Origin of the sequence: Methylobacterium sp. WCS2018Hpa-22 (assembly GCF_031843785.1) — a bacterium.
In the GTDB taxonomy this organism is placed as follows: Bacteria; Pseudomonadota; Alphaproteobacteria; order Rhizobiales; family Beijerinckiaceae; genus Methylobacterium.
This window is the reverse complement of sequence record NZ_JAVTJA010000016.1, coordinates 70,106-85,712: the sequence shown is the minus strand read 5'-3', so window position 1 is coordinate 85,712 and position 15,607 is coordinate 70,106. Positions and strand designations below refer to the sequence as shown.

General features: G+C 65.8%; 13 protein-coding genes. 7 read left to right on the top strand and 6 right to left on the bottom strand.

The features are described 5' to 3' along the window. Positions 1-18 precede the first annotated feature (18 nt). Positions 19-624 carry a sulfite oxidase-like oxidoreductase gene (locus tag RQI43_RS20010; RefSeq protein ID WP_056426004.1) on the top strand — a complete coding sequence of 202 codons (606 nt, stop codon included), beginning with the start codon at positions 19-21 and terminating at the stop codon, positions 622-624. Then, positions 617-1,339, top strand: coding sequence for an FAD-binding oxidoreductase (locus tag RQI43_RS20005; RefSeq protein ID WP_311276369.1), 723 nt, complete (start codon positions 617-619; stop codon positions 1,337-1,339). The genes RQI43_RS20010 and RQI43_RS20005 overlap by 8 nt, the downstream gene beginning before the upstream one ends. 676 nt (positions 1,340-2,015) lie before the next feature. On the opposite strand, the gene RQI43_RS20000 is transcribed toward RQI43_RS20005, so the two are convergent. The 3 genes from RQI43_RS20000 to RQI43_RS19990 all read right to left on the bottom strand — a co-directional run bounded on the left by RQI43_RS20000 (position 2,016) and on the right by RQI43_RS19990 (position 5,290). After that, positions 2,016-3,110, bottom strand: coding sequence for an NAD(P)/FAD-dependent oxidoreductase (locus tag RQI43_RS20000; RefSeq protein WP_311276348.1), 1,095 nt, complete (start codon positions 3,108-3,110; stop codon positions 2,016-2,018). Between the two features lie 144 nt (positions 3,111-3,254). Further along, entirely contained in the window at positions 3,255-4,592 is a 1,338-nt protein-coding gene (locus RQI43_RS19995) for an acyltransferase (RefSeq protein ID WP_311276347.1), read from the bottom strand. A gap of 458 nt (positions 4,593-5,050) precedes the next feature. Next, positions 5,051-5,290 (bottom strand): hypothetical protein, encoded by a 240-nt coding sequence (locus RQI43_RS19990; protein WP_207411715.1) that lies wholly within the window; start codon positions 5,288-5,290, stop codon positions 5,051-5,053. On the opposite strand from RQI43_RS19990, the gene RQI43_RS19985 reads away from it, so the two are divergent. After that, on the top strand, positions 5,259-7,274 hold the full coding sequence (locus RQI43_RS19985; protein ID WP_311276346.1) for a right-handed parallel beta-helix repeat-containing protein: 2,016 nt from the start codon (positions 5,259-5,261) through the stop codon (positions 7,272-7,274). The genes RQI43_RS19990 and RQI43_RS19985 overlap by 32 nt on opposite strands. A gap of 435 nt (positions 7,275-7,709) precedes the next feature. Beyond that, complete coding sequence (locus tag RQI43_RS19980; protein ID WP_056426018.1) at positions 7,710-9,425, top strand: DEAD/DEAH box helicase; 1,716 nt, start codon at positions 7,710-7,712, stop codon at positions 9,423-9,425. 200 nt (positions 9,426-9,625) lie between these two features. Here RQI43_RS19980 and RQI43_RS19975 read toward each other — a convergent pair whose 3' ends face one another. Together RQI43_RS19975 and RQI43_RS19970 are read right to left on the bottom strand one after the other, a co-directional pair. After that, a complete protein-coding gene (locus tag RQI43_RS19975) occupies positions 9,626-10,333 on the bottom strand; it encodes a hypothetical protein (protein ID WP_311276345.1) in 708 nt (235 codons plus the stop codon). 133 nt (positions 10,334-10,466) lie between these two features. Beyond that, positions 10,467-11,030: a DUF308 domain-containing protein gene (locus tag RQI43_RS19970; RefSeq protein ID WP_311276344.1), complete on the bottom strand. Its 564-nt coding sequence runs from the start codon at positions 11,028-11,030 to the stop codon at positions 10,467-10,469. Between the two features lie 164 nt (positions 11,031-11,194). Here RQI43_RS19970 and RQI43_RS19965 point away from each other — a divergent pair, with 164 nt between their 5' ends. After that, entirely contained in the window at positions 11,195-12,070 is an 876-nt protein-coding gene (locus tag RQI43_RS19965) for an AraC family transcriptional regulator (protein ID WP_311276343.1), read from the top strand. Between the two features lie 49 nt (positions 12,071-12,119). Here RQI43_RS19965 and RQI43_RS19960 read toward each other — a convergent pair whose 3' ends face one another. Beyond that, positions 12,120-13,145 carry a hypothetical protein gene (locus RQI43_RS19960; protein WP_311276342.1) on the bottom strand — a complete coding sequence of 342 codons (1,026 nt, stop codon included), beginning with the start codon at positions 13,143-13,145 and terminating at the stop codon, positions 12,120-12,122. 334 nt (positions 13,146-13,479) lie between these two features. Between RQI43_RS19960 and RQI43_RS19955 the strand changes: the two genes are divergently transcribed. Together RQI43_RS19955 and RQI43_RS19950 are read left to right on the top strand one after the other, a co-directional pair. Then, positions 13,480-14,946 (top strand): ATP-binding protein, encoded by a 1,467-nt coding sequence (locus tag RQI43_RS19955; protein ID WP_056426030.1) that lies wholly within the window; start codon positions 13,480-13,482, stop codon positions 14,944-14,946. Further along, on the top strand, positions 14,943-15,605 hold the full coding sequence (locus tag RQI43_RS19950) for a response regulator transcription factor (protein WP_056426034.1): 663 nt from the start codon (positions 14,943-14,945) through the stop codon (positions 15,603-15,605). Before RQI43_RS19955 ends, RQI43_RS19950 begins: the two co-directional genes overlap by 4 nt. Positions 15,606-15,607 lie beyond the last annotated feature (2 nt).

Below are 15,607 nucleotides of genomic sequence, written 5' to 3'. Positions count from 1 at the left end.
GCGACGACGGAGACGAGCATGGCCACACGCGGTTTCACGGGACGACGGCCACCGGAGGCGACGCAGGAGCGGCTTCCGCCGGGCCAGTATCTCGAACAGGACTTTCCCGTCCTGCAGATCGGTCCGAACCCGCGCATCGACATGGACAGCTGGAGCTTCACCCTGCGTGAGGGCTCGCGGCCCATCAAGAGCTGGAATTGGGACGAGTTCTCCGCCCTGCCCCGGACCTCCTGGCGCGGCGACATCCACTGCGTGACGAAATGGTCGAAGTTCGACACCGGCTGGGAGGGCGTCAGCATCGACGACATCCTTGCGGCGGCGGGGATCTCGGCACCGACGGAATACCTGCTCGCCGAAGGCTACGACGATTACACCACCAACGTGCCGGTCGCCGATCTTGCCGGCCCCAAGGCCATGGTGGCGACCCATTACGAGGGGCAGCCGATCGAACCCGACCATGGCGGCCCGGCCCGGCTCTTGGTGCCGCACCTGTATTTCTGGAAGAGCGCCAAATGGGTGAAGGGCCTGCGCTTCACCAAGAAGGACGAGGGCGGCTTCTGGGAACTGCGCGGCTACCACATGTACGGCGATCCCTGGCGTGAGCAGCGCTTCACCGGTGATTGATCCGGCGGCACGGCCCCTCCCCTGGCAACAAGCCACCCTCCTCGCCATCAAGCCGGTGACGCGGCGGGTGAAGAGCTACCGGTTCCGGACCGCTTTCGACCGGCCGATGCTGGCCGGACAGCATGTGGACGTGCGCCTGACGGCACCCGACGGCTACCAGGCCCAGCGCAGCTACTCCATCGCCTCGGCGCCGGGCACGGACGAAACCATCGAACTGATGATCGAGGGCCTGCCCGAAGGCGAGGTTTCGGGCTTCTTCGATTCCGTGGCGGAGATCGGCGACACGATCGAGCTGCGCGGCCCCATCGGCGGCTCGTTCGTCTGGCGCCCGGAGGATGGCGGCCCCCTCCTCCTCGTCGGCGGCGGGTCCGGCGTCGTACCGCTGCTGGCGATGCTGCGCCACCGCGCGGCGGCGGCGCCTCACGTGCCCGCCCTGCTACTCTACTCGGTGCGAGAGGCGGATGAAGCGATCGCCGCGGAGGAACTGGCTGTCCGCGCCCGTGACGAGGCGCATTTCGACCTGATGCTCAATCTGACGCGCGCCGGTGGCCGCCGGATCGACGGGGCGATGATCGGCGAAGCGTTGGGCAAGCTCGGGTCTCCGCGCCACGTCTATATCTGCGGCGGAAACGCCTTCGTCGGCAACGCGGCGGACCTGCTCCTCGATGCCGGGTTGGAACCGGGACGCATCAGGACCGAACGTTTCGGCGGCTGAGCGCACAGGCAAACGCTGGCGGGCCGGGGGCGCCCTACGCCCAATGGCGCGCCCACAATGCCACGCCCCCACCGACGGCGAGGGCCAGGAGCGGGGTCACCACAACGGCGACGAATTAGGATCTCGGTCATGGCTTGAGGCCTTTCAGGACCATGCGCGCTAGGGCGTGAAGCCGGACGCTGCATCTCAGGACGATTGCGACGCTCAGCAGAAGGGTCAACGGGCCGACGCCCCGCCCTCAGGCCTACGATAGTCACACATCCCACAGGAGACGCGGGTCTCCTCTCCCGGAAGGAGAGGGACAGGGTGAGGTGTGTGAGCTTTTCGGAGATGGACCGCACCTCACCCCAGCCCTCTCCTTCCAGGCAGGGCGATCGCATATGCCGATTTGCCTGTCAGAAACCCGCTGGCACCACCCCGTCATCCCGGGTCCGCGCAGCGGAGCCCGGGATCCAGAAACACAAGTGGTGCAGGACTTTACACTGTCGGCGGCTCTGGATTGCACGCCTCTGGCGCGGCCCTCCGGGTCCGGGCTCGCCTGTGGCGACCTGGAATGACGGCGTGGTGTCATATGCGATCGCCCTCTCCTTCCAGGAGAGGGAGCACGTCGCGCTTCGGGTTGAACCCTCTCGGATGAAGGAAAAGCCAGCGGGGAGATGTGGGAATCCGGTAGCCCTCACGCCTTGGCCCCGACCAGCCGATCCGCCACCTCCTCGGCCAGCGACAGGCTCGATGTGAGGCCGGGGCTCTCGATTCCGAACAGGTGGACGAGGTGCGGCAGGCCGTGCTCGGCCGGCCCGTCGATGAGGAAATCCGCCGCCGCCTCGCCCCGCCCGGTGAGTTTAGGGCGGATACCGGCGTAATCCGGCGTCAGCGCATCCTTAGGCAGTCCCGGCCAATAGCGCCGGATGGCATGGGCGAAGACCTCAGTGCGGGCCGGATCGACCGCGTAGTCCGGCGCGTCAACCCACTCCACATCCGGCCCGAAGCGCATCCGACCGGCGAGGTCGAGGGTGAGATGGATGCCGAGCCCGCCCTCCATCGGGGCGGGATAGATCAGCCGCGAGAAGGCCGGACGGCCGAGGCACCCGAAATAGCTGCCCTTGGCGAGGACCTGCCTCGGGATGCGCTCGCCCGGATAGGGCTCGACCGCCCGCGCCACGGCCTGCGCGCCGAGGCCGGCGGCATTGACGACGGCGTCGAAGGACAAGTCCTCGCCACAGACCTCCACTTGCCAGCCCCCGGAATCGCGCCGGATCGCGCCGACCTGAGTATGGAAGGCGATGGCCCCGCCGGCATCCTCGATATCCCCCTGCAGGGCGAGCATCAGGCCGTGGCTGTCGACGATGCCGGTCTCGGGCGAATGCAATGCCGCGACGCAGGCGAGGTTCGGCTCCAGGGCGCAGGCCTCCCGGCCCTCGATGAAGGCGAGGCCCTCGACGCCATTGGCCCGGCCGCGTTCGGCGATTCCCTCCAAGGCGGCCCGCTCGGGCTCGGAGGTGGCGACGATGAGCTTGCCCGGACGCGCATGGGGCACGCCGTGGCCCCGGCAGAACTCGTAGAGCATCCGGCGGCCACGCGTGCAGTGCCGCGCCCGCAGGGAGCCGGCGGGATAGTACATGCCGCCATGGATGACCTCGGAACTGCGTGACGACACGCCGGTCCCGATGGCCCCCTCGGCCTCGGCGACGATGACGGAATGCCCGCGCCGGCCGAGGGCCCGCGCCACCGCGAGGCCGACGATTCCTGCGCCGATGACGAGCATGTCCATCTAAGGTCCTGCCTGACAGTCTTCTTTGGCCCCATGCACCAGGGCCTCCCTTAGCAGGTCCCAGGGTACGACGGGGATGGGGCTTCTCGAAAGGCCCCGGCCGGCCGTTGGAATCACCGACCATTCTGGTCCGCCGACCCGATGCTACCGCCGGGCGGGAGATCGACGCCAGAAGCCAGTGAACACGTCCCTGACGCTTTGGGTCAGAGGGATTTCGATCTGACGATGCACGATCCAGGCAAGAATTCCGGCGAGCGCCACTGCACCGACAAAGGCGGCCAACCTCAAATACAGGCTCTGCGGATCGAAAGCTTTGAAGACGATCTTCTCGCAGAGTTGATAGGACAGGAAATGCGTCAGGTATAGCGCGTAGCTGCTGTTGCCCTGTTCTATGGCAAAGGCGGTTTTCGAGACGACGCCCTTGGTCTCCAGCAAGATCGCGGCGAGGACGAGTGAAGCTGCCGGCAGACCGAGGCCGATAAAGCGGGGAACGGTCGGCCAAAGAAACTCCGCCGCCAGCAAAAGACCGAAACTGGCAAGGCCCAAGGTGCCGATCATCGGGACGTTGAAGAGGCTCGTCAGAATCGCGACGTGTCGCGCGATGTAATAGATCCATATGCCTGCGACGAACTCGAGTATGATCGGGTCCGTATAAAACCGGCCGAGCGCATCCTCGGGGCGAAACATCGCTCCGAGGATCACGAGCGCGACCATGGTGAGGCTGAGACAAAGGTATCGATTTAATTCCGTCTGAATGTACAGGCTCAGACAAAAGAGGCAATAAAAGAAGATTTCGTAATTGAGCGTCCATCCGAGGAACAATACCGGCTGGATCAAACCGTTCGATTTCTCAAACGGAATGAACGCCAGCGACATGAGCAGCTGCGCCGGCCCGGCATCGACGCTGCGGAATAGAAAGGGCATCGATAGGGCCGTGAGAAAGACAGCGATTGTCATGAACCAGTATAGGGGAAGGACGCGAACCAGTCGTTTGACGATGAATTGACGTGGGCTCACGTTCCGGCCGTCGGTGGTGTAGGCCATCACGAACCCGCTTATCACAAAGAATATATCGACGCCCCAAGCCCCCATTGAATATTTCAGATCACCGAAAAGCAAGATTTGGCAGTGAAAGCCAACAACGAGATAGGCCGCGATCGCCCTCAATGTCTGGACATTGTATATCATCGGATCGTCTCCACTGAGATGATATGAACGATCGTTCGACGCTATCCAGGCGATTGCGTTTGACTGCTCCGATGGGAAGCGCACCGCCACCATCATCACTGCCGCGCGTTCTTCGAGAAAGTGCGCATCGGGGCTATCTCGGTCTTTAGCGAAGTAGCATCCGCCAATGCGGACGGCGGCAAAGCCCGCCGTCACTGGCATTCGCGGCCACTGCCACCTCGGCGAGATCCGCCACGCCACATAGCCGCCGCCATGGTCGCGATTGCGAAGGGCCGGGCTCAGGCGGTCGCGCACCAAGGGGTTCCGGGACCTCGGCGGAAGGGAAGCGGCATCCTGTGCGAGAGCCCCGTTTCCGTCCGGTAGTAATCATCCGCCACAATGCACGCACCGGCATACGACCCGCTTTTCAGGCGAGACCGGCGAACCTCGCGCCAATGATCGAAAATCATCCGTGACACATTTTGAACAAGATCTGCTCACTAAGATTTGTTGTGACAATAAAGAACTAGAATACTGAAGTGTACCGATCTGTACATTTGCCAATTGGCACAGAGGAAGTTCTTCTTAGTGCCGGCTGGTAATTCGTACGATCCGATTATTCGCTCATCAGTGCGACAATAATCTTGGGAATAGTGTCGGCAAACAACGCCGATGCTCATGGGGATCCGTGGCCAAAACAGCAGCGGATTGAGAGGGTCGGCATCAGGACCGGCCGCAGACACAACTGGAAATTGAATGCAGCATTCGCAACATCACGTCGCATCGTGCGACGACGCGCGTTCCGCCTCCGACACGGGCCTGGGGTCGAGCCCGATATCCGACGTCGTTTCGGGACTTGCCGACGGCAGCGTCTCAAGCACGGTTCCGGTCATCGACAGCGCGGAACCCGTCTCCGACGTCCCTGTGGTGGTGGAGTCAGACGCCGGGGCGACATCCGCATCCAGCGCCAGCGCGGCTCCGTTGACACGCCATGATGGGACGATCGTCGCCAAGGAAGGCGATGTCATTCGCAACCTCGACATCTATGTCGATAGCGGTCCCGGCATCAATATCGACAACGTAAACAATGTGACGGTCGAGAACGTCCGCATCCATATCAATGGAAACGGCGGCACCGAGGAAGGCGCCGGCATCCGCATCATGCGGGGCAACAACGTCGATATCCAGAACGTGGAGGTCTTCAACGAAGGCGCACCCGAGACGGGCGCAGAGCGGACCCCGGACCATTACGGGATTTCGGCCTTCGAGGCCGAGGCTCTGAGCGTGACGAACGCGACGTTCCACGACACCTCGACGGGCGTCCTCGTGCAATATTCGCCGGGCGCCACACTCGACGGCATCGAAGGCTACGATATGCGCGGGCCCTTCCCTCGCGGACAGCTCGTACAATTCGGCGAGTCGCCGGACAGCAGCCTCAACAACTTCTACGTCCACAACGATCCGAAGGTCGCTTGGACCGAGGACAACATCTCGGTTTACTACAGCGACAACGTCACCGTCTCGAACGGCGTGATCGACGGCAACAATTCGCCGAGCGGTCAGGGAGTCATCTTCGAGGGGTCGAACAACGGCACCGCCCGCAACATCGATACGATCCATATGGGCAACGGCGCGTTCGCGGATTACGGCCAGAACAACACCTTCGATTCCACACGCTCCTTCGACAACATCGCAGAGGACCAGGGACGGGGAAATCCTCTCTCGAACGCGCTGCTCTGGGGCGTGAACGAGAATACGGTGGTGACCAATTCCTCGTACCAGAATGCGGGAAATCCGGGCAACATCGTCTGGGGAGAGGGCAATATCGGCGCCGGCATCGACGTCACCGAAGTGAACGGCCAGACGCCCATGGCCCATTACACGAACGCGTTCAGCGAAGGTTTCTCGGGTTCGGTGCCCGAGGTCGACACTCCGGCTCCCATCCCCGAGGGGCCGGATGTGGTGGTGCCCGACATCGGAGCGACGCCCTCGCCCGAAGAACCCCCGGTCGTCGCGCAGCCATCCGAGCCGGCACCCGTGGACGAGCCCCCGACCGAGGGCGGCAACGCTCCTCTCACGCGCCATGACGGGACGATCGTCGCCCAGGAAGGCGATGTCATTCGGGACATGGATATCTACGTCGATAGCGGTCCCGGCATCGACATCGATCGCGTGGACAATGTGACGGTCGAGAATGTCCGCATCCATTTCAATGGAAACGGCGGCACCGAGGAAGGCGCCGGCATCCGCGTCATGGATGGTGACAACGTCGATATCCAGAACGTGGAGGTCTTCAACGAGGGCGCACCCGAGACGGGCGCCGAACGGACCCCGGACCATTACGGGATCTCGGCCTTCGAAGCCGACGACCTGAGCGTAACGAACGCGACCTTCCACGACACCTCGACGGGCGTGCTCATCCAATACTCGCCGGGTGCGGAACTGGAGAACATCGAAGGCTACGATATGCGCGGGCCCTTCCCCCGCGGACAGCTCGTGCAGATGGGCCAGTCGCCGGACAGCAGCCTCAACAACTTCTACGTCCACAACGACCCGAACGTCGCTTGGACCGAGGACAACATCTCGATCTACTACAGCGACAACGTCACCGTCTCGAACGGCGTGATCGACGGCAACAATTCGCCGAGCGGTCAGGGAGTCATCTTCGAGGGGTCGAACAACGGTACCGTCCGCAACGTCGATACGATCCATATGGGCAACGGTGCGTTCGCGGATTACGGCCAGAACAACACCTTCGACTTCACGCGCTCCTTCGACAACATCGCGTCGGATCAGGGACGGGGAGATCCTCTCTCGAACGCGCTGCTCTGGGGCGTGAACGAAAATACGGTGGTGACCAATTCCTCGTACCAGAATGCGGGAAATCCGGGCAACATCGTCTGGGGAGAGGGCAATATCGGCGCCAATATCGACGTGGCCGAAGTGAACGGCCAGACGCCCATGGCCCATTTGACCAACGAGTTTACTTGGAGCTGATCCGATCCGTGTCTTCGGACAGGCTTAGGCTCGTTCGACATGCATGATGAACGATGCTCGGTGTGAACGAGCACCGAGCATCTGATCTTACACAGCCGAACTCGAAACCAATGTGGGGTCCCGACAGGCAACCGTCGGGGCCCCTTTTCGTGTCGGACGTCGTTTTGAGCGATCCGCCTTCACCGATCGTGCCCGCATTGGCCGCTTGAAAAACTTGGTCGGGAAGGGCCGCCCGGTGCCCTCGCCACGGGATGCACGCAAACCACGCTTGGAAGCATTGCAGCATGGGGCGTGGCGTCAGCGCCGCATTGCGGCTAGAAGCACACGCTCCGTAACCGAACGAGGCCGGACCCACGACCGGATGCAGCGACGTCGCCACTCAGGGTGACTCGAATCCGCAGGGTTTGCCTTGTCTGCCTGCAAGGCCTCTGCCCCGTGCCCTTTCCTACCCTGCCGGCCCCGCTCGTCCGAGCGCTCGAGGCCCGCAACTACGAAGACCCGACCCCCGTCCAGAGTGCCGTGATCGAGGCGGCGGCCCAGGGCCGCGACCTCCTCGTCTCGGCCCAGACCGGTTCCGGCAAGACCGTCGCCTATGGCCTCGCCTTCGCCGACACGCTCCTCGGCGATGCCGAGCGGCTCGATCCGCCCGGCCCGCCGCTTGCCCTCGTCATCGCCCCGACGCGCGAACTCGCTCTTCAGGTCCAGCGCGAGCTCGAATGGCTCTATGCCGAGACCGGAGCGCGCGTGATCGCCTGCGTCGGCGGCATGGACCCTCGCCGCGAGAGCCGGGCTCTCGCCGAGGGCGCCCATATCGTCGTCGGCACTCCAGGCCGCCTGCGCGACCATCTGGAGCGCCGCAACCTCGCCACCCAGAACCTGCGCGTCGCCGTCCTCGACGAGGCCGACGAGATGCTCGATCTCGGCTTCCGGGACGACCTCGAATTCATCCTCTCGGTGACCCCGAAGGAGCGGCGCACCCTGCTCTTCTCCGCGACCCTGCCGAAGGCCATCGCCAGTCTCGCCGAGCGCTACCAGAACGACGCCCTGCGCATCGCCGTGAAGGGCCAAGAGCGCGGCCATACCGACATCACCTACCGCGCCGTGCGGGTGGTGCCGCGCGAGATCGAGCACGTGGTGGTCAACACCCTGCGCTACACCGATGCGCCCACCGCCATCGTCTTCTGCAACACCCGCAACGCCGTGCGGCACCTCCAGGCGGTGCTCACCGAGCGCGGCTTCTCGGCCGTCGCCCTGTCGGGCGAGCTCGGCCAGGGCGAGCGCAACGCCGCGCTCCAGGCCCTGCGTGACGGCCGCGCCAAGGTCTGCGTCGCCACCGACGTCGCCGCCCGCGGCATCGACCTGCCGACGGTGAGCCTCGTCATCCATGCCGATCTGCCCCACGATGCCGAGGTGCTGCAGCACCGGTCCGGCCGGACGGGGCGCGCGGGCCGCAAGGGCACCAGCGTGCTGCTGATCCCGGCCTCCAAGCGCCGCCGGGCCGAGCAGATGCTGGCCATCGCCAAGGTCAATGCCGAATGGGCCGCCCCGCCCACGGCCGACGAGATCCGCCGCCTCGACGGCGAGCGTATGTGGCAGGACCCGCTCTTCACCGAGACGCCCTCCGAGGAAGACCTCGCCATGGGCGAGGCGCTGCTCGCCCAGCGCACGCCGCAGGAACTGGCCGCCGCTCTGGCCAAGATCTACCGCGCCCGCCTGCCCGAGCCCGAGGACGTGACCGATCCGGGCGCCGGCCCCGAGCGCAAGGAGCGCAAGGTCTACGACCCCGCCGATTCGGCGCGGATCGATGCGGAAGGCCCCTCGGTCTGGTTCCGGCTCAATCTCGGCCGGCGCGACAATGCCGACCCGCGCCGCCTCCTGCCGATGCTGACCCGTCGCGGCAATATCGGCCGCCAGGAGATCGGCGCCATCCGCATCTTCGACCGGGAGACCAAGTTCGAGATCCGTGGCGGCGCCGCCTCGCGCTTCGCCGCCACCTTCGCCAAGAACGGCTCGCCGGAAATACAGGTGGAGGCGCTTCTCGGCGGCGAGCCCGAGCGTGAGGCCGAGGGCCCGAAGGGGTTCAAGAGCCCCCGCGCCGCCCGCCACGAACGCGAAGCCGGCAAGAAGCCGCCGCAGCGCCGTCCGCGCTAAAAGGAACCGCGTTCCTCTCCCCCTTGTGGGGAGAGTTTAGGAGTGGGGGTGGCGCCGCTTGCCTCCGCAGCTTGAGGGTCGCCCAACCACCCCCACCTCCAACTCCTCCCCACAAGGGGGAGGAGAGCCGCGCATCCGGCAAAATGATTGCCTCCAATAGCGGCTCGCGGAGGGAGCAGGGCGCTGCTAACACCGCTCCGTCACTCGAACGATGCGGTGACGAACTGATCCATTTCGTTCGCGGGCCGGTAAGGCGTCCGGCGCAGGGTGACGGAGCGCTCGGTGAAGTCCGGGTCATCGGCCCGCAAGACCATGACCTTCCCGTCCGGTGAGACCCGGCTGAACGCGAAGAGCGAGACCGCGAGGTTGTCGAAGGCGGCTTCGGTGGACCGGAACCGGCCGGGGGCACCGTTCGCCCGCTCGAACCGGCGCAGCACCTCCCGCGCATCGAGGGAGAAGATTCGTTCGTTCCGAAAATGCGTCTCGGCATGACGCGCTTCGACCGTGACGCCATCCAACCGGCCGTTGCGATATTCCAGAAGGATGGGCCTGCGGTCCTTCTCGAGGTTCTGCCGGTCCAGGCTCGCCAGATCGGTGGCGGCTCGCCTCATGGTGGAGATGTCGGCCGCCGACAGAGATGGTCCCAACGCGGCGATCAGGCCTTCGGTATCGGCCGCCGCATCCACGCCTCGAATGAGCGGAGTCGGGATGCCGTAGACCGGGTCCGCCGCGGCGGCGACCTCCCCCGGCGTGAGACCGAAGACCAGACGGCCGATCCCGGCATGGGGCTCCGCTCGCCAGTCGACGTTCATGACCTCTCCTTCCCGCTCCATCGGATGGGCGAGCGCAGCGGCGGCCGCCAGAAGACACGCCCAGAATGCCAAACGCCATGGCAGGATTCGCGTCATGTTCGGGTCGCCTCTTCTTCGACGATCGCGCCGTCACCTTCAGTTTCGATCCCGCACATCTGCAACACGGCCTCGCGACCGTGATGCGAGGAGGCCGGAGCATGGAACCCGGCCATGATTGCCGATCCCGACATCACGCTGTGCCCTCCACCGAGGCTTGCCGTGCCCGTGCCACCGCCAGCCACACGGCCGAGACGAGGAAATAGAAAGCGCCGAAGCCGGCGTAGGGTGCGACGTCCATGATGCCGGGCGTTGCGACGTCGTTCGCCTTCGCGAGGAAAAAGAGGCCCGCTAGCGACGATTGCGCCCCACTGAGAACCATCGCCCATTGAGCGCCGCTGTTCCAGCGCCGGATGCCGGTGGCGAGCTGCAATAATCCGGAGAGGATGGCCCAGCAGCCGAACTCCGCGAGGACCGCGTGGGGGCTGAGGCCGAGGGAGAGGGCGACCGCGAGGGCGGTGACGGTGCTGATCGCGGCGTTGACGATCTGGCTGGGATTGGCTCTCCACCCGCCGCTGCGCTGCGCATCGACGAGATTGGCCGCTGCATCCCAGGCGGGATACGCCACGAGAAGGGCCGCCGCGACCGGGGATACGCTTCGTCCGACGGTCACGGCTGCGGCGACCCAGGCGGCGGCAATGCCAACACGGACGAAATAATAGGTTGTCAGCCATTGTGTCGAGGCGGGAACTGGCATGTCGATGTCCTTCTCATATGCCTGTCGCTCCGAGGATCGGCAAAGTAGCGCCAGCGCGCTGAAGGCCTTGCGGTATCCTCGATGCTCGTGAGACCTTGCCCATCGCCGCAGCGGGGAAACGTCTCCAAGGACCGCAAGTGTAATTTTTGGACCCCGCATCGGCCATGACGGATCCGCCGAAAGACTTGACCGATCGTCCGGAGATCGTTTCCGCCGGCGCGGAGAACGCGGATCTGCTGTCGCTGGTGTTGGCCCAGATTCGGCTGAACGGTGACCGGGTCCAGGCCCGCACCGTTTCGCACGGCGAACCGCTGAAACTGGACGTCGATGCGGCCCATGTTCTCGTCGTCGCCGAAGGTGTGCTTCAGGTCGGCGGAAGCGCCGGACAACCGCTCGTGCTGGATACCGGTGACCTCATGCTCCTGCCACGCGGCCCCGGGGCGGCGCGGCTCGTGGCGTCACCCGAGCCGGCGACGGTCATCGTCTGTCGGTTCTGGTTCGACCCCTACAGCCTTCGCGGCATGATCTCGGCCCTGCCGGACCTCATCCACATCCGACACGAAGAGGGGGCGGAATGGCTGGACGGCATGGTGCATTTCATGATGCGGGAGACGACCGACCCGCAGCCCGGCGCGGCCCTGATGATCTCGCGGATCATCGATCTGCTCGTGATTCGCACCCTGCGGACCTGGGTCCATCTCGGGCATACGTCCGGCTGGCTGAGCGGTCTCTCCGATGCCCGCATCGCCCGCGTGCTCAAGGCCATGCACGAGCGGCCGATGCAGCCCTGGCGTATCGACGAATTGGCAGGCCTTGCCGGCATGTCCCGCTCGGGCTTCGCCGAGCGGTTCACCGAACTCGTGGGACGCTCGCCGCTGCGATACCAGAACGAGTGGCGGCTCAGCCTCGCGCGGGACATGCTGGCGAGGCGTGAGGCACGGGTCGGCGAGATCGGGCTGCGGGTCGGCTATACGTCGGAGGCCGCGTTCAGCCGCGCCTACAAGGCCCTGTTCGGGCACCCGCCACGGGACGAAACGTAAGTCCCCGGACTGGCCATCGGCGTCCGCAGCGCGCGTCTACGGTCGCCGATCAGAACTGGTTCGGCAGGTTCTTCACGGCGTTGCCGAGGGCTTCCACGCTCTCGGCGATCTTGCGACCGGCCGGGGCGAGGGACGGCACTTTCAGGCCGAAGATTTCGCTCTGTTCGGGTTCCGGTGCCGCTGCGGGTGCCGCTGCGGGTTCGGCGCTGGCTTCCTGCACGGGCTTCGCGGGCTTGGCCGGCTTGGGCTTGGCCACCGCCACACTCGGCTTGGCGACACTGGCGGCGGGCTTCACGACCACGCTGGCGCTGGGCTTTGTAGTTTCAGCGCCGGCCTCGGCTCGGGCGGGCTCGGGCGGAAGAGATGCGAAGCTCGTGGCCGCCGAGCGTGCACGGATGGTCTGGGCCGCACTCGGGGCGATGACCGAAGCGACGCGGTTCGGCACGATGGGCGAGAGTGCGTTGGGCGGCAGAGCGAGGCTCACCGGCTCGATCGGCGGCAGCGCCTTCGGACGGGGCGCTTCTGCCTTGACGATCGAGGGAGCGGGCGTCGCTGCCGCCAGCGTCACGGGAGTATCGACCTTCGGCGGTGCTTCGACCTTGGCAGTGGCTTCGACCGGAGCGGTAAGTTGCACCTTCGACGACGCCTCGGCCTTAGCCGGCTCCTCGACGAGGGCACGCCTCTCCACGAGCTGAATGCCGGTCTCCCGGGCCGGCGCGGGTGATCCGGCTGCCGAGGCCAGGGCCGGCACGCCGTCGCGCAGGTCGGGCCAATCGGCCGCTTTGGCCTGGAGGGCCTGCGCCTTCTGCATCTGGTAGAGGTTCGGCCGCGCCACCTGCGGACCAGCGAGACTGCCCATCGCCGAATAGGCCGCGTAGGACAGGCCGGCCACGACGACGCAGCCCAACGTTCCGAGAACGACCATGCGACCGCGCGCGGCGGGCTTCGACCCAAGCTTCGACCCAGGCTTCACCGGCCTGGCCGCGACCGGCTTGTCAGCAACAACCTTGTCAGCGACGGGCTTGCGGGAGCCAGCGTCGCGCCTTTCGCTCGGGTCGATGGCAACCTGCATCATCGGGCGAGTTCTCTAACAATGGTCGAAAAAACGTTTGACCGTCACGGAATCGCGACGGCGCGGAACGGACGTGATGCCGACATTCGGGCACAAAGATGTCCTCGGACATCGTGCCAGTCACGCCCGTGTCGTCGCTCACATGTATCTGGATAAAGCATTGGCGCTTAACGCTCGGTATCCGTCGAGCACTTGCGGCCGAGCGCCATTTTCAGATGGTCGCGGCGTCGGGGTGAAACGGGCGCTGTGCGCCCCATCCCGCATGCGCGCATTCCCAGCGGATGGGTTATCGCTACAAGCGCACAGCCGCACCCGATCCATCCCGGTACGATCGACGATGACCCTATCTCCCCCCGGCCCCCCGCCTGTGGAACCGGCCAGACGCGCCTCGCCGCGCCTACGCTGGGCCTCCCTGCCGACGCGGGCACGCCTCGTCGTCCTCGTCCTCGCCATCGATCTGCTGGCGGCCGTGGTCTCGTTCAGCCTCATCGTGGTCAATGCCCGCTCGGCCGTGCAGGTCGAGATGCAGGCGACCCTCGCCAATATCGAACTGGTCGTGGCCGACACGATCGGCCTCGCGCAATCGGCCTCCCCCGCGAGCCTGCTGCGCACGCTGGAATTAAGGGTGCAGGACCTCCGCCATGTCCGCGTCGCGGTGTTCGATGCCGAGGGCGGTAAGGTCGCCCTGGCCAACCCGCGCGCGCGCCGCGAGAGCCATCTCGCCCCGCGCTGGTTCGCCGCCCTGATCGCCCCGGCACCACAGCGCGACGAGTTGCCCATCGTGGCGCAGGGCCAGCGGATCGGCACCGCGCTCATCACCACCGAACCCCTCGACGAGATCGACGAGGTCTGGGGCTACACGGTCTCCCTCTCGCTCGCGAGCCTGTGCCTCAATCTCGGGCTTCTCGGCGCCCTCTACATCGCCTTCGGCCGCGTCCTCGCTCCCCTGACGCAGCTGGCGGACGGCCTGACCCAGCTCGAGCGGCACGATTACACGGTGCGGCTCGACCCGCCCGCCTCACGCGAACTCGCCATCATCGCCGAGCGCTTCAACAGCGTCGCGGAGGCGCTCTCCGAAGCCCGCGCCGCCAATGGCCGCCTCAACCGGCAGCTTCTCACGGCGCAGGACGACGAGCGGCGGCGCACCGCGCTGGAACTCCACGACGAGTTCGGCCCCTGCCTCTTCGCGCTCGAGGCCAATGCCGCCTCGGTGACGCGGATGGCGCAGGCCGAGAGCCAGCCGGACCGGGCCAAGCTCACCGCCCGCGCCGACGAGATCAGCGCCATCGTCGGGCAGGTGCAGGGGCTGAACCGTGACCTCCTGAATCGCCTGCGCCCCCATGCCCTGGGTCAGGTGCCGCTGGCCGAGTGCCTGCAACTTCTCCTGCGGAATTTTCGCAGCCGCCATTCCGAGACGGTGTTCGAAGGCCGCTTCACCGATCTCGCCCGCGGCTACGGCGACCTCGTCGACCTCACCGTCTTCCGCTGCATCCAGGAGAGCATGACCAACGCGGTCCGGCATGGGGAGGCGCGCCATGTGATGGCGGAGGTGAGCGAGAGCCACGCCTCCGACGCGTTGCGGGTGGAGATCCGCGACGACGGCACCGGGCTGGCGGAGAAACGCACGTCCGATCTCGACGGAGGTTTCCGCGGTGGAATCGGTTTGTCGGGGATGCGAGAGCGCGTCGAAGCGCTCAGCGGCACATTTCACCTTGACAACGCGGCGCCGGGGACGGTTGTCCGGATAGTGATACCGCTCGATCCCGAGCGGACCGAGGACACGAGCCCGATCGTTTCCGTATGAACGCGTTCACACCGACATCGACCCAAGCGCCCGTCCTCGTGATCGACGATCATCCGATCGTCCTCCAGGGCTGCCGTCGCGTCCTCGAAGACGCCGGTATCGAGCGGATCGCCGAGGCGACCAGCACGGTGGCGGGCTACCGCCTGTTCTTCCGCCTGCGCCCCTCGATGGTGATCTGCGACCTGACCTTCCAGGGCAGCGGGCTCGCGGGTCTCGATCTCATTCGCCGGATGCGCAGCGCCTCGCCCGGCATTCGCATCCTGGTCTTCAGCATGCACAACGATCCGGTGATCGTATCGCGAGCGCTGGAGGCTGGGGCGCTGGGCTACGTGCTCAAGGACCACGCCTCTGTGGAATTGTACGAAGCCTTCGAGAAGGTCCGTTCCGGCCAGGTCTATCTCGACCGTCGCCTCGCCACCGAGGTCGCCATGCTGCGCACAGACCCGCGCCGTACGCCGGAATCGCAATTGACCCCGCGCGAGCAGCAGATCCTCACCCGGCTGGCCCAGGGCAAGTCCTATGGCGTCATCGCGAGCGACCTGTCGGTGAGCTACAAGACCGTCACCAACGCCTGCTCGCAGATGCGCCAGAAGCTCGGCGTGCGAACGCTGGCCGAACTCATCCATGTCGCGGTGACCCAGGCGCAGCGGCAGGGCTGAGA